We start from the raw sequence: 20,624 nt of genomic DNA on the forward strand, positions 1-20,624 counted from the left end.
CCCAGGCCCGCCCCCGCCACCAGGACATCGAACTTCTCTTCGGCCATCGGTACTCCTTCGTGCCGCTTCGCCTTTACCGCAGCCTACTCTAGTGAATTTTCACTAGGCTAGGAACCTCTGCCGGGAACGGAGGGCTGCGGTCACCGTCCCTCGGCGAATTCCAGGAACGGCGCGAGGGCGTCCGGGTCCTGCAAGGCGTCCCGGCTCACGGCCGCATCCGGGGCTACCCCGGCCAGGATCTTCTTGACCGGGACCTCGCACTTCTTGCCGTTCAACGTCCGGGGTACGGCGGCGACCGGCACGAACCGGTCTGGCACGTGCCGAGGTGAGAGCTCCGAGCGCAGCGCCTTGCGCAGTTTCGGCTCCACCTGCTCCAGCGATACCCCAGGTGCCAGCACAAGGAAGCACAGCAGCGCGCCCTCGTCGGTCGCACCGAGTTCGGTGGTGTCGATCACCAGTGAATCGGTGATCTCGTCGTGGCCCTCGACCACGGCGTAGAAGTCGGCGGTGCCCATCCGGACCCCGCCGCGGTTGAGCGTGGAGTCCGAGCGGCCGTAGATCACGAACGAACCGCGCGGTGTGGCCCGTACCCAGTCCCCGTGCCGCCACAACCCGGCGTACTGCTCGAAGTAGGCCTCACGCAACCGGGAGCCGTCGGGGTCGTTCCAGAACATCACCGGCATCGAGGGCATCGGCTGCGTGATCACCAGCTCGCCGACCTCGTCGCTCAGGTCATTGCCCTGCTCGTCGTAGCTGTGGACATCCGCCCCCAGGGCCGCGACCGAGAGCTCACCCAGCCACACCGGAACCGTCGGCGCCGCACACAGGAAACCGGCGCAGACGTCCGTGCCGCCGGAGACGGAGCAGATCTGGATGTGCTCGCCCGCGGCGTCGGCGATCCACCGGAAACCCTCGACGGACAGCGGGGAGCCGGTGGAACCGAGTGCGCGCATCCGGGACAGGTCGTAGGCCTCCCCCGGACGCAGCCCCACCTTCAGGCACGACTGCACGTACGGCGCCGAGACCCCGAACACCGCCACTTCGTAACGCTGCGCCAACGCCCACAGCGCCCCCAGATCCGGGAAGCCAGGGCTGCCGTCGAACAGTACGACCGTAGCCCCCACCAGCAGCCCGCCGATAAGGAAGTTCCACATCATCCAGCCGGTGGTGGTGAACCAGAAGAAGGCCTCCCCCGGCGCCAGGTCGTAATGCAGCCGCAACGCCTTCATGTGCTCGACAACGATGCCACCGTGTCCGTGCACGACCCCCTTCGGCAGTCCGGTGGTCCCCGACGAATACAGCACCCACAGGGGGTGGTCGAAGGGCACGGGCTCGAATTCCAGCGGCCCCGCAGTCGCGGTGAACTCCGCCCACGGCGTGGTGCCCGCCAACGTCGCGGCCTCGTCCAGGTAGGGAACCACGATCGTCTGCCGCAAGGTGGGCAGCTGCTCCCGCAAGGTGGCCACGGTGTTCCGGATGTCGAACGCTTTCCCGCCGTACCGGTAGCCGTCCACCGCCAGCAGCACGGCCGGCTCGATCTGGGCGAACCGGTCGCGCACCGCCCGGACTCCGAAGTCCGGCGAACACGACGACCAGATCGCGCCCAGTGACGCCGTTGCCAGGAACATCACCAGCGTCTCCACCGAGTTCGGGGCAAGGGCCACCACCCGGTCACCCTTGCCGACGCCCGCGGCCATGAGTCCCGCCCTCGCCCGCGCGACCTGGTCCCGCAGCTGGGCGTGAGTCACCGTCCGCTCCAGGCCATCCTCCCGCGCGAACCGGATCGCGATGTCGGTGTCCTGCCTGCCGGGGCCCGGTGTCAGCGCGTGTTCGGCGTAGTTCAGCGTGCCACCGGGAAACCACTGCGCCCCTGGCATGTGCCGTGAAGCGAGCGAGGCAGTCGGCCGGTCACGGAAGCGCACTCCCAGAAACTCCGCCGCCGCCGACCAGAACCCCGGAAGATCCCGCACGGACCACTTGTGCAACTGCGCGTAGTCCGTGTCCGACGACAACGCGACACCCCGAGTCTCCCGCACCCACCGCGCGAACTCCGCCAACGCGGTAGTGGACGCGGACTCCGGGGACGGCGACCACAGGATCTCGGGAACAACGGTGTCGGCCATGAGCAACATCTCCTCCTCGACCTCTCGTTGGGACGGCGGCGGCGTCAGCCGGCCAACCCACCCAACCTAGTGACGATTCACTTTAGCCGGTCGCCGCGTGCCCAGGGCCGCCTGCGAACTGTCGTGACAATATGCACGATCAGCTGCCAGGCCGGGCAACATGGTGAACCATGACTAGGTGAGCGGCCGAGCGTGCCGCCGTGAGGAGCCGTCGTGGGTCACGATGCCGGGCAATCCCTTCCGGAGCCACTGCCGAGCCCGCTCGCGCGATCGGATCCCAACGCCACCTGGACCGTCACGAGGTCCGGGACGCCAGTGCCCGATGGCTATCCCGAGATGGTGGACCAGCTTCGGATGTTCCTCGACCGCGTCGCGGCCGCCGTACCACCGCCAGATCTCGTCAACGAGATCACCAAGCTCGCCGCGGAGTTCAACGCACGCCTGCAATCCCATGAGGTCGCGGAGTACAACCAGGTGGCCGGCCAACTGATCGACTTACCGGGCCGGGCCCAACTGCTCACCCCCGCGTATACAGTCGAGGAGCTCGATGATCAACGGGCAGCCGGTCACGTGCGATTCGGCCGGCACCACCTCGGCAACAACGGCGCGGTCCACGGCGGAGCCATTCCGCTGCTTTTCGACGACCTACTCGGCCGCCTGGCGCTCGTCGGCGGCCGGCCGAAGTCCCGGACCGCGTACCTGCACATCGACTACCGGTCCATCACGCCGATCGACGAAGACCTCCAGTTCGAGGCCTGGTTCGAACGCGAGGAGGGCCGCAAACGCGTTCTGCGCGGCGCCATAAGGCACAACGAGCGGGTGTGCGCCGAAGCGCACGGGCTCTTCGTCGCACTCCGGCCAGGGCAACCGTAAACGGCTGCGGCACCGCCACACGTAAGGCACCACCATCCGGCTTCCGCATGCCGCCGGCAACTGCCAACCATCTCGTCTGGGCTGAGCCACACCCGCTGAAGGCAACCTTTGTGCTAGCTTCTAAGTGAGAGTCCATTTATCACTTAGAACGACAGGGGCAGTCCGTGACCTCGACCGCCAGGCTCACCTCGACCGGACGGACCTTCGCCGTTCTGGCGGCGGGGGCAGGTTCCTTCGCGGTACTGCAATCACTGATCAGCCCGGTCCTGTCGACCATCCAGCACGACCTGCACACGGACCAAAGCACCGTGACGTGGTTGCAGACCGGCTACCTGCTCTCGGCGTCGATCTTCACGCCGATCTTGGGACGGATCGGCGATATGGTGGGCAAGCAGCGCACCCTGGTCGCCACTCTGGCGGTGCTCGCCCTGGGTTGCCTACTGGCCGCGGTGGCACCCAACATCACCGTGTTGCTCGTCGCCCGCACGATCCAAGGGGCCGGCGGCGCGGTATTCCCGCTTTCGTTCGGAATCATCCGCGACGAGTTCCCGTCCGAGCGCGTGTCAGCCACGGTCGGCACGATATCCGCGATCATCGCCGCGGGCGGTGGCCTTGGCATCGTCCTCGCCGGCCCGATCGTCTCGTCTCTCGGACGTCATTGGCTGTTCTGGATTCCCACGATCGTCGTCTCACTCACAGCGGTGGCCGCGCGGTGGTGCGTGCCGGAATCGCCCGTCCGCACCGCCGGCCGGGTGAACTGGCCCGCCGCCGCGCTGTTGACATCGTGGCTGATCGCCCTTCTGCTGCCGGTCAGCAAAGCCGCCGCGTGGGGCTGGGGTTCCGCCCGCGTCATCGGCTTGCTGATCATCGCGGCCGCATTGCTCGCCGGGTGGATCGCCGTCGAGACCCGGTCGGCCAATCCCCTCATCGACATGCGCATGATGCGCTTGCCCGCGGTGTGGCCGACAAACCTGGTCGCGCTCTTGTTCGGCGCGGCCATGTTCGCCGTTCTCGCCTTCGTGCCGGTGTTCACCCAGGCCCCCACGTCCGCGGGCTACGGCTTCGGATCGAGCGTGACCGAGTCCGGCCTGCTCATGCTTCCGATGCTCGTGTGCATGTTCATCGCGGGCTTTCTCAGCGGCAGGGTGGACCGGCTCTTCAGCCCCAAGGCGCAATTGGTGACGTGCTCAGCGCTCAGCGTGGTCGCCTGCGCGGTGCTGGCTCTCGCGCACCACGAACGTTGGCAGATCGCGGTCGCCGTGGGCACCTTGGGGCTCGGCATAGGCCTCGCCTTCTCCGCGATGGCCAATCTGATCGTGCGTAACGTGCCCGCCCACCAGACCGGGGTCGCGACCGGAATGAACGCCAACATCCGCACCATCGGCGGCGCGATCGGAACGGCGGCCATGACCAGTGTCGTGACCGCTCATCCTGGCCAGGGCGGCATCGCCCGCGAAACGGGCTTCGTCGCAGGCTTTGTGCTGCTGACCGTGATTTCCGTGGTCGCCGTCGCAGCGGCGATCGCGGTGCGCACAGTCGGCCACGGCGCCGCCACTCTGGCCCCCGCCACCGAAAGGTAAGGTCCGGCGAAATGGAAAGGGGGCGCCCGATGGCCGTTGGAGACGACACCCGAAACCGCGCGACCCGCCAGACGCTGCGCCGCGACGCCGCCGGAAACCGCGAGCGCATCCTGAAGGCCGCCGCCCTCGCGTTCGGCGAACGCGGGCTTGCGGCGAGCATGGAAGACATCGCGCGCATGGCGGGCGTGGGCCCGGCAACCCTGTACCGCCGATTTCCCACGAAGGACGCCCTCGTCGCCACACTCGTGTCCGACTTCCACAACAAGCTCGTCCGCCTTGCCGAGGAAGCCACGAACCGTCCACCCGGCGAGGGCCTGGAACAGTTCCTGCGGACCGCGGGCTGGCATCTCGCGGCGAGCCGGGGGTTCCTGCCCCGGGCATGGACCGAACTGGCGCGCCGCGAGCATGTCCGGCATCTGCGGGATCTCACCGCCGGCCTGCTACGGCAAGCGCAAGAGGCCGGCGTCGCCAACGATCAGCTGACCGTGACCGATGTCGCGCTGGCCATCTGGTCCCTGCGTGGAGTCATCGAAACGGCGGGCACGATCGCGCCGGACGCCTGGCAACGCCACCTGGACGTCATCATGGCGGGCTTTCGAGCCGCCAACACGGATCTGCCGCACCGCCCCGTGACTTTGGGGCAGCTCGAAAGAATCACCACCGGGCGAGGCTGAACCGGGTTACCGCGAGTTCTCCCGCAGCCCCCCTGGCGGGTGGCTCAGCACGGCCACCAGCGCGTCGCCGAGTGTCCGGCTGATCCGCTCGACCGGCCATCCCATGGTGCCGTGCAGGTCGAGCAGATTGCGTTCGTCGAAAAGGCTGTTCCAGCACAAGAACAGGAACTCCTTGTCGTGCGGGGGGATCAGTTCCCGCTCGATCAGCTCGCCCAGGATCGGTTCCAGCAGCTTCCAGACCTGCGTCACGACGTGGTCCTCATCCTCCAGCCGGCGCAGCAGACCCACGGACGAGCGCAGTCGCGCGGTCGCGGGCGCGAAATGCACGGCCGCCGCTACCCAGGCGTCACACACGGCCCGTACGCGCGCCCAGCCGTGCAGCCCCTCGGCGGCGGTGGCGATCGCGCCGAGCAGGTCGTCGATCCACGCCGCGAAGGCCATCTCGATGGCGGCCTCCTTGGTCGCGAAATGGCGATAGGCCGTCGCCGTGCTCGTTCCCGCGCGCTTCGCCACGTCCGCGAGCTGGAAATCGGTACCCCGCTCCGCGATCAACTCCGCGACCGCGACGACCAATGTCTTGCGCGTGGCAAGAGTGTCACTGCGGGTGCGGCGCCGCGCGCGCCCCTCAACCATGGTCATCCACCAGTACTCGGCTGGGCGGCCGTCGGAACGCGATACCTGCCCGAAACACCTTGCGGTAGCGCGTAACCATCCCCGGCCTCACCGTTCATCCGGGAGTAACAGTACCTCTTCACTCTACTTACATGAGAACGTATTCGCATCTAACTGGTCCCCCGGCGCGCGGTGGTTTCACCCGCTCGGTGGCCCTCGGCATCCTCCTCTGCGTGGCTTTGGTGACGGGTTGTAGCACCTCGAGCGGTTCGAGTTCCGCCGGCACCAGCGGCAAACATTACAAGGTCGGCGTGTTCCTGATGGTCTCGTCGTCGCTCATCGAGCAGATGAAGGCCGGTTTCGAATCCGGTTTCCTCGCGGCGACCGGCTGGCGAGCCGACCAGGTCGAGTTCGAGACCGAGAACGCGCAGGGTGACCAGAACCTCGTGCAGAGCATCGCGCGAAAGTTCGCCCGCGCCGACGTCGACATGATCGAGGTGGTTGGCACGCCGGCAGTCCTCGCGCAGGCCAAAGCGGAGACGAAGAAGCCGATCATCGCCGTGGCGATGGGCGATCCAGTGGGCAGCAAGGTGGCCGCAAGCCTCGAGCATCCCGGCGGCAACGTCACCGGAAGCATCGACTACATCGATCCGTCGCTGATCCTCGACGAGATCAGCAAGGTGCAGCCTCCCGCGAGCAAGGTGGCCACCATCTACAACCCGTCGAACGAGAACAGCCAGGTCTGGGTCAAGGCACTCGAGGCCACCTTGGCCGCGAAGGGACTCCCAGCGCCCGTCGAGGCGACGATCGCGTCATCGTCCGATGTGGACGCCGCGGCGCGTTCCCTTGCCGGGCGCGCCGACACGATCGTCATCGGCCCCGACGCCGATGCGACGAGCGGTCTCGCACCGATCGGCAAACATGCACTGGATGCCAAGCAGCGGCTCTTCCTGGTGGGCGGGGACGCCACCGTGCCGGGCGTACTCGCCTCGATCGGCCCGGACTACCAGACCTTGGGCGTGCACGCGGGACAGGTCGCCGCGAAGGTCGCACTCGGCGCGGCGCCGGGCGACGTCCCGTTCGCCAAGCCCGACAAGATCGAATGGTCGGTCAACAAGGACACGGCGGCGCAGCTCGGCGTCCAGTTGCCGGCCGGGGTGGGGTAACGCCAAATGGGACAGATCGCGCTCGACACACTGGTGACCGGACTGCCGATGATCACCGGCATCGCCGGCATATACCTGCTCTTCCGCATCCTCAACGATTTCGACCTGACCGTCGACGGCTCGTTCACCCTCGGCGCGGCCGTATCGGCCGTCACCGCACTCAACGGAGTTCCAGCCGTCCCGGCCGTGCTCCTCGGTGTCATCGCGGGCGCGTTGAGCGGGTTACTGACCGCGAGCCTGCACGTCGCCTTCAAGATCCCCATCCTGCTGGCCGGCCTGGTGATGTCGATGGGCTTGTTCAGCATCAACCTGCGCGTCATGAACGTGCCGACGTTGAGCCTGCTCGGTGACAGCGGCATCTTCGCACCGTTCGCCGATCTCGACGGGCCGGCCGCCGACCTGGCCGTCGCCGGCACGCTGCTCGCCATCGACGCGGTCGTGCTCGGCGTGCTCCTGGTATTCCTGCGAACCGAGATCGGCCTCGCGATTCGCGCCACCGGCGTCAACCCGGTCATGGCCACGGCTCAAGGCGTGAGCCGCACGGTCGTGGTCGCCATCGCCCTGGCCATCGCCAACGGGTTGACCGCGCTCGCCGGCGCGCTCACGGTGCAGGTCCAGGGATTCGTCGACGTCAACGCCGGCACCGGCACACTCATCGCCGGCGCGGGTGCGGTCCTGCTCGGCGAACTGTTGCTGCGGCCCACTCCCTCGAAGGTGGGCCGCGCCATGATCGCGGTGCTCGTCGGCGGAGTGGCCTACCGCCTGATCATCGTGCTCGCGCTGCGCCTTGGCCTGGCCGCCACGGACCTCAAACTCGTCACCGCCGTGACGCTGATCCTGGCGGTCGGCGCGCAGCTCGCCGGGCGTGGCATCAGCGAACGCCTCACCGAACTCGGACGGCGCGCACGCCGCGGCCCGTCCCCGGACGACGCCGCGCCGCAGCTGACGCGCGCGTCCTGATGAAGGAGCCTTTCATGTTGGAAATGCGGGCCGTGCGCCTGGTGTACAACGAGGGAACCACGACCGAAGTCGTCGCCGTGGCTGGTCTGGATATCACGATCCCCTCCGGTCAGTTCGTCACCGTCGTCGGGTCGAACGGCGCCGGAAAGAGCTCATTCATCCAACTGGTGTCCGGCGCGGTACGGCCGACCACTGGCCGGGTTGTCATCGCCGGAACCGATGTCACCCGTCAGCCCCAGCACCGGCGGGCCGGCAGGATCGGCCGGGTCTTCGACAATCCGCACGCCGGTTCCGTCCCCGAACTGAGCATCGAGGAGAACCTCGCGCTGGCCATGGCTCGCGGACGCCGCCGTGGGCTCCGGTTGGCCACGACGCGTCAGCGCCGCGAGCAGATGCGGGCACCGTTGGCAAACCTCGGGCTGGGGCTGGAAAACCGCCTCCATGATCCCGTCCGCCTGCTGTCTGCGGGCCAGCGGCAAAGCCTGACGATGGTCATGGCATCCCTCACCAGCCCCGAGGTACTACTGCTCGACGAGCACCTCGCCGCGCTGGACCCCGGCACGGCGAGCCGGGTCCTGGACCTGACAGTGGGACTGGTCCGGCGCCTCGCCTGCACGACGATCATGGTCACGCACAACATGGAACACGCGATCACGGTCGGCGACCGGCTGCTCGTCATGAGCCGTGGCCGGGTCATCGCGGATTTCGATGCCGAGGAAAAGGCGCGCCTGACCGTGCCGGAACTGGTCGGTCACATTACCGGCGCTGGCGACGTGGTCAGCGACCGGATGTTGCTGGAGGAAAGCGCATGAGTACCGAGCTCAACGGCGAGAAGATCATCGAAACCAGGGTCGCGGCGGATGGCGAACTACCCGAGGGGTTCGCCGGACTGTCCGAACACGATCTCGGCGCCCGGTTCGCCACCATCAGCGAGATCCAGGAAGCCGCCAGGGCGGCACTGGATTCGCACGTGTGGGACTTCCTCGACGGCGGCTCCGGCGACGAGGTGACCCTGCTCGACAACCGCGCGGCGTTCACGAGCTGGAAGTTTCGCCCCAAGCTGCTGACCGGCATCGCGGAGCCGACGACCAACACGACCTTTCTCGGCCTGCCACTGTCGTTGCCGGTACTCAGCGCGCCTTTCGGCGCCGACAGGCTGTTCGATCCCGAGGGGCACCGCGCGGTCGCGCGGGCCAATCAGCGGGCAGGCACGTGGTCGATCGTTCCCGAGGCCAGTTCCTTCTCGCTCGAAGCCGTCGCCAAGGCCGCGCCCGAAGCGGCCCGGATGTTCCAGCTACATCCCATGGGAACCGACACGGACGTGTTGCGGATGGCACGCAGGGCAGCCGACGCGGGTTACTCCGCTCTTTGCCTGACCTGCGACTGCCCCGCCGGCGGCTGGCGGGAGCGCAACCGGCGCAACCGTTACGGCCCGCGACACGACCTGGTCACCGGCAACTACACGGCGCACGGGGCTGAATTCGCCGGGCATTTCCTCAACCCGCAACGGCAGTGGACCTGGAATCGAGTGGCCGACGTCCTCGCACAGGCCGAACTTCCCTTTATGGCCAAGGGAATTCTCACGGCGGAGGAGGCTCGCGCCGCGGTCAGCGCCGGCGCGAGCGCGATCCTCGTGTCCAACCACGGCGGACGCCAACTCGACGGTGCCCCCGCTTCGCTTGACCAGTTGCCCGAGATCGTGGCCGAGGTCGGCGCCGAGGTGGATATCGCGCTCGACAGCGGAATACGGCGTGGCGCCGATATCGTGAAGGCGCTCGCACTCGGCGCGGATGTCGTGGTACTCGGCCGGCCGATAGCAATGGCGTTGGCGGCGGGCGGCCAAAATGGTGTCCTTCGCATGCTCGAGCTACTGCGGGACGAGATGGTGAATGTCATGACCTTGCTGGGACGTCCGGACGTCGTGTCGTTGGACGGCAGCGCGCTTCAACCGGCGGTGAGGCGAGGATGACGGCCCGAGTCGTGATTCCGGCCGGCGCGGGTGCGGCACCGATATCCGCCGCGGTGCGCTGGCGCGATCTGCTGTTCTGCTCAGGAATCGCACCCGTCGATCCGGGCAACCACGAGGTGCTTGGCCGCGATATCGAAGAGCAAGCGACGCTGGCGATCGGCGAACTGGACGAGCTGCTCCGAAGCCAGGGCAGCGACCTCAGTCATGTACTGCGCCTGGAATGCTTCCTCGCGAACGCAGGTGACTTTCCCGCGTGGAACAGGATCTACCAGCGTAGGTTCCCGGTTGATCCGCCCGCGCGCACGACACTGATCGCGGGTTTCGTGCTACCCGGCCTGCTGATCGAGATCCAGGCGGTCGCCGGTATCCCTGGCACCGCATAGGAACGGCTCCACGAAATGGTTACGACGCAATTTCCGCGGCGTCACGGCCGGCGTTTCCAGATTTTACGAGGAATAGTGACTTGGTAGTGCGGCCTGTCCGCTATAGTTAAGCGGGCAGGCCGCACTACCAAATCTTCAATGTGGAAGATTCTATCATCGCGAAACTCATGTTGTCCTGCTCGGCAATTTCATCAGCTTGCGATGGAGAATGAGATGATTCCACCAAACTCGGCACTCGAGGACCGGGTCCAGCGCGCGCTCGGCCACTTACGCAACAAGACCACGGACACCTATTCGCAAATCAGGTCCTTCACTCCGTCCGGGTACACCGATCCGGAACTCGCACACCGTGAGCGAGAACTGATCTTCGGCACCGTTCCGTCGATCGTCGCGCATGGCTCGGAGATCCCGAACCCGAACGACTTCATCACCTTGCAGATGCCTCGTAACAAGGTGCTCGTGGTCCGGCAACGAGACGGCGGCGTGCGCAGCTTCGTCAACATCTGCCGGCATCGGGGCGCCCTGCTCGAGCCACGGGCTTCGGGGAGCTGCCGGCTGTTCTCCTGTGGCTATCACCGGTGGTCCTACGATCCTGACGGTGCGCTGCGCGCCATCACGCGGGAGAACACCTTCGGCGACATGGACCGGTCGCAGCACGGGCTGATCGAGCTTCCCACCGAGGAACGTCACGGTTTCATCTGGATCGTCGACGCGGCCGAAGCGAAGATCGATGTCGCGGCGTGGCTCGGCCCCGAAATGGACGAGACCCTGCGCGGCTACCGGATGGACGAGCTGACGTGCTTTCGCGCCGAAGGTTATGACGAGCCGACCAACTGGAAGATCATGCAGGACGCCTTCATCGACGTCTACCACTTGCAGTACGCGCACCCCAACACCGCGGGCAAGGCCATCCATACCAACGTCATGACGGTCGAGGACTTCGGCCGCCATTGCCGGTTCGCCGCGTTGCGCAAGACGATCGACCGTTGGCTGGCCGAAGATCCAGGGAACGCGAACCTCGCGGCCCACGTGACGGACAACCATCTGCTCCTCCCCAACAGCACACTGATCCGCCAGCGAGACCACTGCGAGTTGCTGACGTTCCGTCCGGATCCGGCCGAACCAGGTCGCTCCCGAATGGAGATGCGCCTGCTGGTCCCCCGCGCCGAGGACACCGAACTGGACAACGATGCCTGGCACGCTCTCTGGGAGAAGAACTGGAAGATCCTGCTGACCGTCTTGCACGGTGAGGACTTCCCCTTGCTGCGGGGCTCGCAGAGCGCGATGGAAAGCCGGAGTGCCGGACCGCTCGTATTGGGACGCAACGAAACCGTGAACCACATCTTTCATCGCGAGATCGCCCGCCTGCTCGAAGCGGGCGGCTGGCAAGCATGAGCGCCCCCGCCGGAGTGGGTGTCGACCGCGTTGGTGAGTTGACCGCCGTGGCCGCGGCCCGGTGGGGGGATCGTGAATGCGCGCGGTTCGGGGAGATCACGTTGACGTTCTCCGGTCTGCACCAATGGGCTGGCGCGATCGCCGCGGACCTGGTCTCGCGGGGCGTTGGGCGCGGAGACCGCGTGATGATGTTGCTGGTCAACCGGATCGAGGTGCTGGCCGTGTCGGCAGCGGCGTGGCGGATCGGGGCGGTCGCGGTGCCGGTGGTGGCGATCTACCGGACGCACGAGTTGAAGACGATCGTGCGGGACTGCCGGCCCGCGGCGGTGGTGACGGCGGTCCGATTGGCGGAGCGTTGCCTTGCCGACGAACTGGATTCCTGCCTGGCCGCCGCCGGTATTGAACCGATGGCGCGGTATCTTGTCGACGACGACGGGCCGCGTGGCGAGTGGGAACCGCTGCCAGGGCGAGAAACACCGGTTCCGGGGCTGACCCTGCCGGATCCCTCCGCACCCGAGCAGGAGTGCCTGCGCCTCTATACGTCGGGGTCGACCTCCGCGCCGAAGGGGGTGCGGTTGCATTCGCGGTCGGTGATCTTCGGCGCGGAGCAGTTCCGGCATCGTCTTGGTATCGGCGAAGCCGATACCGGCCTCGCTCTGGCGCCGGTGGCCCATATCGCGGGTCTGCTGGCGGCCTTGCTGGTGCCGTTGACATGTGGGGCGCGGGCAGTGCTCCTGCCCCGCTGGGAGGTCGCGGCCGCGGTGCGGGTGATCCACGACGAGCGGGTCACCTGGTCGCTAGGGGCGGCGGTGTTCCTCAAGGACATGGTGGAGGAATACGAGCGGCGCCGCGTCGAGGGGCTGCACGTGCTGAACTTCTTCGTCAGTGGCGGCGCCAATACCGCCCCGGAGCTGATCGAGCGGGCGCAGGCCCTGGGTATGTGGGCCGCGCGGACCTACGGCATGACCGAAGCCGCCGGGGTGGTCACGCTCGCACCACGGGACGCGCCGCTCAAACGGCGCGCCCGTTGGGATGGGCAACTCGCCGACAACGCCGAAGCGCGTGTCGTGGACGAGGCCGGGCGGCCGGTGCCGCCCGGGGCGGAGGGGGTCATCACCATCCGCGGCACCCAGCTGGCGCTCGGGTACACCGACCCCGAACTCAATCGCGCCCAGTTCAATGCCGAGCGCTGGTTCGACACCGGCGATATCGGCTTCGTCACCGCCGACGGGTGGGTGCGGATCACCGGACGAGCCAAGGACATCATCAACCGCGGCGGAGAGAAGTTCTCCAGCGTGGACATCGAGCATGTCCTGCATCGCCACCCCGGTGTCGCCGCCGCCGCGGTGATCCCCGTTCCGGACGAGCGCCTCGGCGAGGCAGTGTGCGCGTTCGTCGTGCCGCGCCCCCGCACACCCCCACCCACACCCGAACAACTCGCGAGCTTCATGCTCACCCAGGACCTCGCCAAAGCCAAGATCCCCACGGAATGGCGTATCGTCGACGCCCTCCCGCGAACAGCCTCGGGCAAGATCCAGAAACACTTGCTCCGCGCCGCCGCCGTGGGGAAACCGTCGTGATCGGCTACGAATGGCTAGACCGCCTTGACCCGCCCATCGAGCGCGAGGTCGCCGACCTCGTGGCGAGCGCGGCGGCGTTCGACCAGGAGATGGGATTCTCCAAGGTCACCTTGAGACGCGCCGGCGGCACCGGGTCACGGCTGTTCGATCCAGAGCCCCGCACCTACCACCTGCTGACTCGCCTCACGCACAACCGGCGCTGGCCGGCACAGCCACTCGTGACGTATCTCCGGCTCGACGTCTCGTGCGTGCACGATACGGGAACCGCGCACGTCGTGGTGCGGCCGGAGTTTCGCTCCCTGGGCATCGCCACCCTGCTGTTCGAGCTGCTCGCACTCGATACCAGCGCCGGTGCCGGCTGGTCCGCCACGGGTGTCGTGAGCGTGCAGGCCTGGGCACACGGGAGCCATCCGGCGGCACAACGCATGGCGGCCCGCTTCGGCGCGACGGATTCGCATCGGCTGTGGCGGCTGTGCCGCCCCCTGACCGGGCCCGGACTCGACACATCACCGCTACCAGCGCAGGCAGGTGACGTCGTTGTCCGGCCAGTCTCGGCGGACGAGCCGGGTCTGGCCGAGGAAGTGACGGACTTGGTCGCCGCGATCCGCAACCGTGTCCCCTGCAGCCAGCCCCGCCCGGAACCCGATATCCGTTCCGCACAGTTCTTCGTGGCATTGCGAAAATCACGCGGCATCGTTGGCGCCCTGGCCGTGTCCCACGACGACGTCGCGCCGGGGGTCAGCTCGATCCGGACACTGGCGATCAGAGCCGCCGAGCAGGGTAGGGAGACCGCGCTGGCATTGCTGGCGCGTGGTCTGGCCTGTTCACGTGACCGCGAAGCACAGATCGCCGAGATCTACGTGAACCCGGCCGACGAGAAATTGGTGAACATGTGCCGCACACTCGGCTTCGCACACGATCAGACCGACATCTGCTACACCTGGCCACCGGCAGCATCCACGAGCGAAGGAAACTCGCGATGACGAAGCGGCAGTGGCCACGTTGGCAATATCTGCGAGAACTGCTGCGACCAGCGCCGATCCGCCTCGATCCAGTCGCCCGTCGACTCGGTAAAGCCCATAGCATCGCCGACCTTCGCGCAGTCGCGCGTTCCGTCACGCCGCGCGCGGTATTCGAGTACACCGACGGCGCCGCAGAGAGCGAGATAAGCCTCGCTCGCGCACGCGAGGCGTTCGCTCAAGTGCGATTTCATCCCCGGGTACTCCAAGACGTCTCCCAGGTCGATACGAGCGCGACGATTCTGGGAAAGCCCGCGTCGTGGCCGTTCGTCTTCGCTCCGACCGGCTTCACCCGGATGATGCACCATCAGGGCGAGCGAGCGGTGGCACGCGTAGCGCAGGACACCGGTGTGCCGTACGCACTGTCCACAATGGGCACCACGTCGGTCGAAGACGTCGCGGCGACGGCACCCACCGCGCGCAAGTGGTTCCAGCTGTATCTCTGGCGGGACCGGGAAGCGAGCGAGCAGCTCATCGCGCGGGCCCGCCACGCCGGCTACGAGGCCCTCATCCTCACGGTCGACACGCCCGTGGCGGGCGCGCGGTTACGCGACGCCCGCAACGGTCTCACCATCCCGCCTACGCTCACCCTGCGTACCCTCATCGACGGCGCGAGGCACCCCGCCTGGTGGTTCAACCTGCTCACCACCGAACCACTCAGGTTCGCGTCCCTGGCGACCTCGGATGGGGTACTCGGCAATCTCGCCGGCCGACTCTTCGACGCCAGCGCCACCATCGACGATCTCGCATGGGTGCGGGAACGCTGGCCGGGCCCGCTCATCGTGAAGGGCGTCCAGACGCTGCCGGACGCGATTCGACTGGCCGACAACGGCGCCGACGCCCTGGTGTTGTCGAGCCACGGCGGGCGCCAACTCGACCGCGTGCCCGCACCGCTCGAACTACTTCCCAGCGTTGTCAAGGAAGTCGGCGACCGAGCCGAGATCTATGTGGACAGTGGTGTCCTCAGCGGTGGCGACATTGTCGCCGCGCGGGCTCTCGGCGCCACCGCCTGCCTGATCGGCCGCGCGTACCTGTACGGTCTCATGGCCGGTGGCCAGCGCGGTGTGGCCCGTGCGGTCGAGATCCTGGCCAACGAGATCACCACGACCATGCGGCTGCTCGGTGCGGCCAGCCTGGACGCCTTGCACCCGGATCACGTGAGCATGGCCCATGAGCGGTAGGAATCTTCGGGTTTCAGGTGAGCATGAGGCCACCGTCCACGGTGTACACGCCGCCGGTCTGGTAGCTGGCATCGTCACTGAGCAGGTAGACCATCAACGCCGCGATCTCATCCGGCGACGCGACCCTCGCAAGCGGGAGGTGGTCGCCGGACTTCTCGGCGCCTTCCGCCCCGAACGCGGCCGTGAGCAACGGTGTCGCGGTCGAGCCTGGGCACACGGCATTGACCCGGACTCCGTGCGACCCGTTCTCCAGGGCGGCGACCTTGGTCAGGCTGATGCCACCGTTCTTCGACGTCCCGTAGCCCGCGGAATTCACGTACGGCCTGAGCGCGCCCGCCGACGAAGTGTTGACGACCGCTCCTCCCTCGCCCTGAGCGATCATCTGCCGGATCACCGCCTGCAGGCCAAGGAAGACGCCTCTCAGGTTGACGGCGATGATGCGATCGAACTCCGCCACCGGCATGTCGACGATCGGCATTCGCACACCCATGATCCCGGCGTTGTTCAAAAACAGGTGCACCGCACCGAAACGGTGTACGGCCTGCTTGACGTAGGCAGCACAACCATCCGGAGTGGACACGTCCGCGGCGACGGCCACGAACCTGTCGCCGTCGACCTCGCCGCAGGCCTTGACGATGTCGTCCTCGTCGAGGTCGACAGCGACGACACGGCAGCCTTCCGCCAGCAATCGCGCCACGGCGGCGGATCCGATCCCACCGGCGGCGCCGGTGACGATCGCGATCTTGCCCGCGAGACCCCTCATTCCCATTCTCCACCCTCCAATGTCGCCTCAAGCGTTCACGAAAGCTTGGTGATGACCGTCTTGACCTCGGTGAAGCCTTCGACGCCGGCATACCCTCCTTCCCGTCCCCAGCCCGACTGCTTGAAACCGCCGAACGGGACGGCGACGTCGGGCGCACCGCCGTTGATCCGGATCGATCCCGCCCTGATCCGGCGGGCAAGCCGATGTGCCTTGCCGCTGTCCCGGGTGAAAATCCGCGCACTCAGCCCGTAGATCGTGTCGTTGGCCGCCGCCGCGAGCTTGTCCAGGTCCTCGTCCTGGTAGGGCATCGCGCACAACACGGGGCCGAAGATCTCCTCGCGCATGACGGACATGTCCGGCCGGACGCCGGCGAGCACCGTCGGTTCGACGAAGTACCCGGGGCGTGGCAGCGCCGAACCACCGACCACGGCCACGGCATCGTCGTGCCGCCCCGCCGCGATGAATCCCAGAACCCGCTCCAGCTGATCGCGCGAGACCACCGGACCGAGGTCGCTGGTCTCGTCCAGCCCCGGGCCGACCCGCAGCTTGCCGGCCACGGTGCCGATCCCTTCTACCACACGGTCGAAGCGAACAGCCGGGTGCCGGCGGCGCAGACCTGACCGGAATTGTGGAACACGGCTGACGCCGCCGCCGGGATCGCCGTCTCCATGTCGGCATCCGGGAAGATGATGACGGGTGACTTTCCGCCGAGCTCAAGCGTCACGCGCTTGAGGTTTCCCGCCGCCGCCGGGAGAATCGCCTGACCGGTCGGGACCGAGCCGGTGAAGGAGATCTTGTCGACGCCCGGGTGGTCGACTAGCGCCGCGCCGGCGACCGGGCCGGGGCCGGTGACGATGTTGATCACCCCAGGCGGGAAGCCCGCCTCCTCGGCCAGCTCCCCCAGGCGCAGCGCCGACAACGGGGTCTGCTCGGCGGGTTTGAGTACCGCCGTGCATCCCGCGGCCAGCGCGCACGCCAGCTTCATGGCGGCGATCTGCAGCGGCACGTTCCACGCGGTGATCAGTCCGGCGACCCCGACCGGTTCCCGGACCGTGTACGCGAGGTGCTCCCCCGGAGCCGACACATCCAGCGTCTCACCCGACAGTTTCGTCGCCCAGCCTGCGTAGTACTCGAAGATCTCGACCGCGTTGCCGACGTGCTCACTCCGGCTGAGCCGCAGCGGGCGACCGTTGTCGATCGTCTCGATCACGGCCATCTCGTCTCCGGCCGAATCCAGCCCCGCGGCCAGCTGGAGCAGGAGCCTCGACCGGTCGCGAGCCTTGATCCTGGACCATGGACCGTCGTCGAACGCTGCCCGCGCGGCACGCACGGCCTGGTCTACATCCGCGACCCCGGCTTCGGCGACGTGCGTGACGATCTCGCCGGTCGACGGATCGAAGACTGGCATGCTGGCACCGGAGAGCGGCTTGTGCCATTGACCGCCGATCAGCAATAGGTGGTCGCGCCTGACGAAGTCCCGGGCTCGCTCGATCGCAGCATCTCTCACGACCGCACCACCCCGCGGTCCGGCTCGAGCCTGGCGAGGACCTCGCCGGTGTGCTCACCGAGCTCTGGTACGCGGCCCGGCCGCGATCGCTCGCCATCAAGGCGGAAGTGGCCGGCGACCACCGGAACGGTTACGCCCATATAATCCTCCGTCGTCATCAATCCGAGTGCCTCGATCTGCGGATCCCGCATCAGCTCCTCGATCGTCAGCAACGGCGCACATGGCACGTTGACCACTTCGAGCCTCTCCAACACCTCGGTCGTGCTCAGCGCCGAGGTCAGCTTTTCCACCTCGTCCGCGCATTCGTCCTCGTGCTCGGCTCGCGCGGCCTGCGTCCTGAAGCGCGGATCGTCAGCCAGCGCGGCGTTTCCGAGCGCTCCGGCGCAGACGCGCCACATGGAGTCGTTGGTCGCCGACAGCATGACCCAACCGTCCGAGGTCTGGAACGCCTGGTTCGGCACGCCGACGCGGGTGCGCGACCCCATGCGCCGCATCGGAACCTTGGTGATCAGCGTCTCGGTGATGTGATGGCTCATCAGGCCGACGACACTTTCCAGCAGGGACACGCCGACAGTGGCGCCGCGACCGGTCTTCGCGCGCCGGAGCAACGCGGCCAGGATCGCGATCGTCGCGTTGAGGCCCGAAGCCAGATCGGCGATGGGCACGGGGACCCGCGCCGGCGGGCGTCCGTCCTCCCCATTGATCCCCATCAAGCCCCCGTAGGCTTGGCCCACGGCGTCGACGGCGGTCCTCATCCGCAACGGACCGGTCTCCCCGAAGCCCGAAACGGTGCAGTACACCAGTTTCGGGTTGCGGGTGCGCAGGGTCTCCGCGTCGATCCCGAGCTTCTCGGCCAGACCGGGACGGAAGTTCTGGATCAGTACGTCGGCCGAATCGACGAGCTGGAACAGAATCGCCCGGTCCTCCTCCGATCGGAGATCGAGACAGACACTGCGCTTGCCTGCGTTGAGCGCACCGAAGGCGGGACTGACTGGACGACCTCCGGCGATCCCTCGTCCGTACTGCCGGGCATCGTCTCCGATACCGGGTCGCTCGACCTTGATGACCTCCGCGCCGAAGTCGGTCAGCATCTGCGCCGCGTAGGGACCGGCGATGATGCGGCTGAGGTCGAGCACCCGAACGCCGTCCAGAATGGCGAACGCGCTGCCGGTCGCCTCACTCATGGCCGGCCGGCTCGAACTTGTAGAGCGTGATGTCCTCCCCCGGAACGTCCTCAAAGGCGATCCGCACCGGGTCCCCGATCTTCAATGCATACGGGTCACAGTTGATGACGTTCGCCTGCACGAGCATCGTGCGCGGCTTCTCCTCCAGTTCGATCCACGCCCACACGTACGGCGCGATGTCCGCGAATGCCGAAGGGGCCCGGGTGACGATCGCGAAGCTGTACACGGTTCCCCGTCCACTGACCTGGGTCCAGGTCTGGTCGGTGGACAGGCATTCCCGGCAGGCCGGGTACGGGCTCCAGTTCCAGGCACCGCACGAGTCGCAGCGGGGCACTTGGAATTTCCGCTCCTTCAAGCCATCCCAGAAGACCTGGTTCTGCGGCGAGATGGTGGGCAATGGTCGGACATAGGTCGCGGTCATCGTCTGCTCCTCCAAACTGTTGTGGTCGGTTGCTCTCAGTCGACACCCAGCACGAGCACGCCACCACCGCCGTGCACGGACATGCCCTGCGACAGCGTGACGCCCAGCCTGGCGCCGTCCACCTGCCGCTCCGGCTCCACGTTCCCGCCCCGCAGCTGGCGAACAACCTCGATCGTGTGCAGGCCGGCCGGCCCGCCCATGCCGTTGTGGCTGCAGGACAACAACCCGCCGTGGGTGTTCACCGGCAGCCGGCCGCCCAACCGGATGTTGCCGTCCTGGGCGAAGTCGGCTCCTTCGCCGACCTTGCAGAAGCCGAGTTCCTCGATATCGCGGATGGTGGTGATGGTGAAGCAGTCGTACAGCCCGGCGACGTCGATGTCGTCGCGGGAGACACCGGCGATGCCGAAGGCACGGTCCGCGGCCTTGGACACCGCCGACCCTTCGGGGTTGATCCAGGGATGCGGAATGTTGAGGTAGTAGTCCATTCCGTACCACTCGGCTCCACCGAGGATCTGCACCGGCTTCTGCTTGAGGTCACGGGCCCGATCGAGGGAGGTGATCACCAGCGCATAGCCGCCGTCGTTGTCCAGACAGCAGTCGAGCAGGTGCAGCGGGTCCGCGATCATGCGGGAGTTGAGCACGTCGTCGATCGTCAGCTCGCCCTTCGAGCCCATGAGCGACTCCGGGTTGAGCGTGGCGTGGTGTCGTGCGGCGACCGCCACCTCCGCCAGCTGCGCACTCGTGACGCCGAAGTCGTGCATGTACCGGCGCGCCCACGCCGCGTACCACGCCGGGTGCGTCCCACCGGTGATGCTGTACTGCCATTCCCCGACCCGCGGTGCCTTCTTCGGGACCGCCTTGCGTGCCGGGTTGATGCCCTCGCCGGCCTTACCCGACACGTAGACAACGGTGTCGGCCAGCCCGGCACTCACGGCGGCCGCCATTTTCGCCATCGCGCCGGCCCCCTGGCCGGTCTCGATGAGGCTCATCGGAAGCTGTCCGAGCTGCTCGGCCCAGTAGTGGTGGGGATGATAGGAGCCGCTGACCGGGGATGCCTTGTCCATCGTCGCGATACCGTCGACATCCTTGACCGACAGGCCGGCGTCGGCCAGCGCGCCCTTGACAGCCTCGATCTGAAGTTCGGTGCTGGTCCGCCCCTCGATTTTCTTCGCTTGCTCTGTCAGGTAGACGCCGACGATCGCGGCGCCACGACCAGGAAAAGCCACGGTGAACT

18 protein-coding genes and 1 pseudogene are annotated in these 20,624 nt (G+C 67.3%); 12 read left to right on the plus strand and 7 right to left on the minus strand.

Annotation, left to right across the window (positions count from 1 at the left end; all coding sequences use genetic code 11):
- Nucleotides 1-140 precede the first annotated feature (140 nt).
- Nucleotides 141-2,123 carry an acetoacetate--CoA ligase gene (locus tag HFP15_RS24655; protein ID WP_168519121.1) on the minus strand — a complete coding sequence of 661 codons (1,983 nt, stop codon included), beginning with the start codon at nucleotides 2,121-2,123 and terminating at the stop codon, nucleotides 141-143.
- 354 nt (nucleotides 2,124-2,477) lie between these two features.
- On the opposite strand from HFP15_RS24655, the gene HFP15_RS24660 reads away from it, so the two are divergent.
- The 3 genes from HFP15_RS24660 (at nucleotide 2,478) to HFP15_RS24670 (ending at nucleotide 5,250) form a co-directional block, all read left to right on the plus strand.
- Nucleotides 2,478-2,996 carry a PaaI family thioesterase gene (locus HFP15_RS24660; protein WP_210717815.1) on the plus strand — a complete coding sequence of 173 codons (519 nt, stop codon included), beginning with the start codon at nucleotides 2,478-2,480 and terminating at the stop codon, nucleotides 2,994-2,996.
- 164 nt (nucleotides 2,997-3,160) lie between these two features.
- A complete protein-coding gene (locus HFP15_RS24665) occupies nucleotides 3,161-4,576 on the plus strand; it encodes an MFS transporter (protein ID WP_168519122.1) in 1,416 nt (471 codons plus the stop codon).
- Between the two features lie 29 nt (nucleotides 4,577-4,605).
- Nucleotides 4,606-5,250 carry a TetR/AcrR family transcriptional regulator gene (locus tag HFP15_RS24670; protein ID WP_168519123.1) on the plus strand — a complete coding sequence of 215 codons (645 nt, stop codon included), beginning with the start codon at nucleotides 4,606-4,608 and terminating at the stop codon, nucleotides 5,248-5,250.
- A 6-nt stretch (nucleotides 5,251-5,256) separates the two neighbouring features.
- Here HFP15_RS24670 and HFP15_RS24675 read toward each other — a convergent pair whose 3' ends face one another.
- Nucleotides 5,257-5,883, minus strand: a complete 627-nt coding sequence (locus tag HFP15_RS24675; RefSeq protein ID WP_168519124.1) for a TetR/AcrR family transcriptional regulator — start codon at nucleotides 5,881-5,883, stop codon at nucleotides 5,257-5,259.
- Nucleotides 5,884-6,014: 131 nt separating this feature from the next.
- Here HFP15_RS24675 and HFP15_RS24680 point away from each other — a divergent pair, with 131 nt between their 5' ends.
- From HFP15_RS24680 to HFP15_RS24720, 9 genes are all read left to right on the plus strand, one after another.
- Nucleotides 6,015-7,028: an ABC transporter substrate-binding protein gene (locus HFP15_RS24680; RefSeq protein WP_168519125.1), complete on the plus strand. Its 1,014-nt coding sequence runs from the start codon at nucleotides 6,015-6,017 to the stop codon at nucleotides 7,026-7,028.
- Nucleotides 7,029-7,034: 6 nt separating this feature from the next.
- Nucleotides 7,035-7,988 carry an ABC transporter permease gene (locus HFP15_RS24685; protein WP_168519126.1) on the plus strand — a complete coding sequence of 318 codons (954 nt, stop codon included), beginning with the start codon at nucleotides 7,035-7,037 and terminating at the stop codon, nucleotides 7,986-7,988.
- Entirely contained in the window at nucleotides 7,988-8,800 is an 813-nt protein-coding gene (locus tag HFP15_RS24690) for an ABC transporter ATP-binding protein (protein WP_246272000.1), read from the plus strand. The genes HFP15_RS24685 and HFP15_RS24690 overlap by 1 nt, the downstream gene beginning before the upstream one ends.
- Nucleotides 8,797-9,957, plus strand: a complete 1,161-nt coding sequence (locus tag HFP15_RS24695) for an alpha-hydroxy acid oxidase (protein ID WP_168519127.1) — start codon at nucleotides 8,797-8,799, stop codon at nucleotides 9,955-9,957. Before HFP15_RS24690 ends, HFP15_RS24695 begins: the two co-directional genes overlap by 4 nt.
- Nucleotides 9,954-10,340 (plus strand): RidA family protein, encoded by a 387-nt coding sequence (locus HFP15_RS24700; protein WP_168519128.1) that lies wholly within the window; start codon nucleotides 9,954-9,956, stop codon nucleotides 10,338-10,340. The genes HFP15_RS24695 and HFP15_RS24700 overlap by 4 nt, the downstream gene beginning before the upstream one ends.
- A 138-nt stretch (nucleotides 10,341-10,478) precedes the next feature.
- On the plus strand, nucleotides 10,479-11,735 hold the full coding sequence (locus tag HFP15_RS24705) for an aromatic ring-hydroxylating oxygenase subunit alpha (RefSeq protein WP_246272001.1): 1,257 nt from the start codon (nucleotides 10,479-10,481) through the stop codon (nucleotides 11,733-11,735).
- Nucleotides 11,732-13,315 (plus strand): class I adenylate-forming enzyme family protein, encoded by a 1,584-nt coding sequence (locus tag HFP15_RS24710; protein ID WP_168519129.1) that lies wholly within the window; start codon nucleotides 11,732-11,734, stop codon nucleotides 13,313-13,315. Before HFP15_RS24705 ends, HFP15_RS24710 begins: the two co-directional genes overlap by 4 nt.
- Nucleotides 13,312-14,298 carry a hypothetical protein gene (locus tag HFP15_RS24715; RefSeq protein ID WP_168519130.1) on the plus strand — a complete coding sequence of 329 codons (987 nt, stop codon included), beginning with the start codon at nucleotides 13,312-13,314 and terminating at the stop codon, nucleotides 14,296-14,298. Before HFP15_RS24710 ends, HFP15_RS24715 begins: the two co-directional genes overlap by 4 nt.
- A complete protein-coding gene (locus HFP15_RS24720) occupies nucleotides 14,295-15,515 on the plus strand; it encodes an alpha-hydroxy acid oxidase (protein WP_168519131.1) in 1,221 nt (406 codons plus the stop codon). The genes HFP15_RS24715 and HFP15_RS24720 overlap by 4 nt, the downstream gene beginning before the upstream one ends.
- A gap of 13 nt (nucleotides 15,516-15,528) precedes the next feature.
- Here HFP15_RS24720 and HFP15_RS24725 read toward each other — a convergent pair whose 3' ends face one another.
- From HFP15_RS24725 to HFP15_RS24745, 5 genes and pseudogenes are all read right to left on the minus strand, one after another.
- Nucleotides 15,529-16,278, minus strand: coding sequence for an SDR family NAD(P)-dependent oxidoreductase (locus HFP15_RS24725; protein WP_168519132.1), 750 nt, complete (start codon nucleotides 16,276-16,278; stop codon nucleotides 15,529-15,531).
- A gap of 35 nt (nucleotides 16,279-16,313) precedes the next feature.
- Nucleotides 16,314-17,686, minus strand: a pseudogene (locus HFP15_RS24730) (aldehyde dehydrogenase family protein).
- 95 nt (nucleotides 17,687-17,781) lie between these two features.
- Nucleotides 17,782-18,969 carry a CaiB/BaiF CoA transferase family protein gene (locus HFP15_RS24735; protein ID WP_168519133.1) on the minus strand — a complete coding sequence of 396 codons (1,188 nt, stop codon included), beginning with the start codon at nucleotides 18,967-18,969 and terminating at the stop codon, nucleotides 17,782-17,784.
- Complete coding sequence (locus HFP15_RS24740) at nucleotides 18,962-19,390, minus strand: Zn-ribbon domain-containing OB-fold protein (protein WP_168519134.1); 429 nt, start codon at nucleotides 19,388-19,390, stop codon at nucleotides 18,962-18,964. The genes HFP15_RS24735 and HFP15_RS24740 overlap by 8 nt, the downstream gene beginning before the upstream one ends.
- Nucleotides 19,391-19,425: 35 nt before the next feature.
- The gene (locus HFP15_RS24745; protein ID WP_168519135.1) at nucleotides 19,426-20,616 is read right to left on the minus strand and encodes a thiolase family protein; all 1,191 of its coding nucleotides are present in this window, start codon (nucleotides 20,614-20,616) and stop codon (nucleotides 19,426-19,428) included.
- Nucleotides 20,617-20,624: the final 8 nt, after the last annotated feature.

Source organism: Amycolatopsis acididurans (assembly GCF_012328925.1).
Lineage (GTDB): Bacteria > Actinomycetota > Actinomycetes > Mycobacteriales > Pseudonocardiaceae > Amycolatopsis_E > Amycolatopsis_E acididurans.

What these genes read in the sequence shown, in the direction of transcription:
- HFP15_RS24655 (WP_168519121.1), bottom strand. Translation starts at nt 2,123, where the DNA reads ATGGCCGACACCGTTGTTCCCGAGATCCTGTGGTCGCCGTCCCCGGAG.
- HFP15_RS24660 (WP_210717815.1), top strand. Translation starts at nt 2,478, where the DNA reads ATGTTCCTCGACCGCGTCGCGGCCGCCGTACCACCGCCAGATCTCGTC.
- HFP15_RS24670 (WP_168519123.1), top strand. Translation starts at nt 4,606, where the DNA reads ATGGCCGTTGGAGACGACACCCGAAACCGCGCGACCCGCCAGACGCTG.
- HFP15_RS24675 (WP_168519124.1), bottom strand. Translation starts at nt 5,883, where the DNA reads ATGGTTGAGGGGCGCGCGCGGCGCCGCACCCGCAGTGACACTCTTGCC.
- HFP15_RS24680 (WP_168519125.1), top strand. Translation starts at nt 6,015, where the DNA reads ATGAGAACGTATTCGCATCTAACTGGTCCCCCGGCGCGCGGTGGTTTC.
- HFP15_RS24685 (WP_168519126.1), top strand. Translation starts at nt 7,035, where the DNA reads ATGGGACAGATCGCGCTCGACACACTGGTGACCGGACTGCCGATGATC.
- HFP15_RS24690 (WP_246272000.1), top strand. Translation starts at nt 7,988, where the DNA reads ATGAAGGAGCCTTTCATGTTGGAAATGCGGGCCGTGCGCCTGGTGTAC.
- HFP15_RS24695 (WP_168519127.1), top strand. Translation starts at nt 8,797, where the DNA reads ATGAGTACCGAGCTCAACGGCGAGAAGATCATCGAAACCAGGGTCGCG.
- HFP15_RS24700 (WP_168519128.1), top strand. Translation starts at nt 9,954, where the DNA reads ATGACGGCCCGAGTCGTGATTCCGGCCGGCGCGGGTGCGGCACCGATA.
- HFP15_RS24705 (WP_246272001.1), top strand. Translation starts at nt 10,479, where the DNA reads ATGTGGAAGATTCTATCATCGCGAAACTCATGTTGTCCTGCTCGGCAA.
- HFP15_RS24710 (WP_168519129.1), top strand. Translation starts at nt 11,732, where the DNA reads ATGAGCGCCCCCGCCGGAGTGGGTGTCGACCGCGTTGGTGAGTTGACC.
- HFP15_RS24720 (WP_168519131.1), top strand. Translation starts at nt 14,295, where the DNA reads ATGACGAAGCGGCAGTGGCCACGTTGGCAATATCTGCGAGAACTGCTG.
- HFP15_RS24725 (WP_168519132.1), bottom strand. Translation starts at nt 16,278, where the DNA reads ATGAGGGGTCTCGCGGGCAAGATCGCGATCGTCACCGGCGCCGCCGGT.
- HFP15_RS24735 (WP_168519133.1), bottom strand. Translation starts at nt 18,969, where the DNA reads ATGAGTGAGGCGACCGGCAGCGCGTTCGCCATTCTGGACGGCGTTCGG.
- HFP15_RS24740 (WP_168519134.1), bottom strand. Translation starts at nt 19,390, where the DNA reads ATGACCGCGACCTATGTCCGACCATTGCCCACCATCTCGCCGCAGAAC.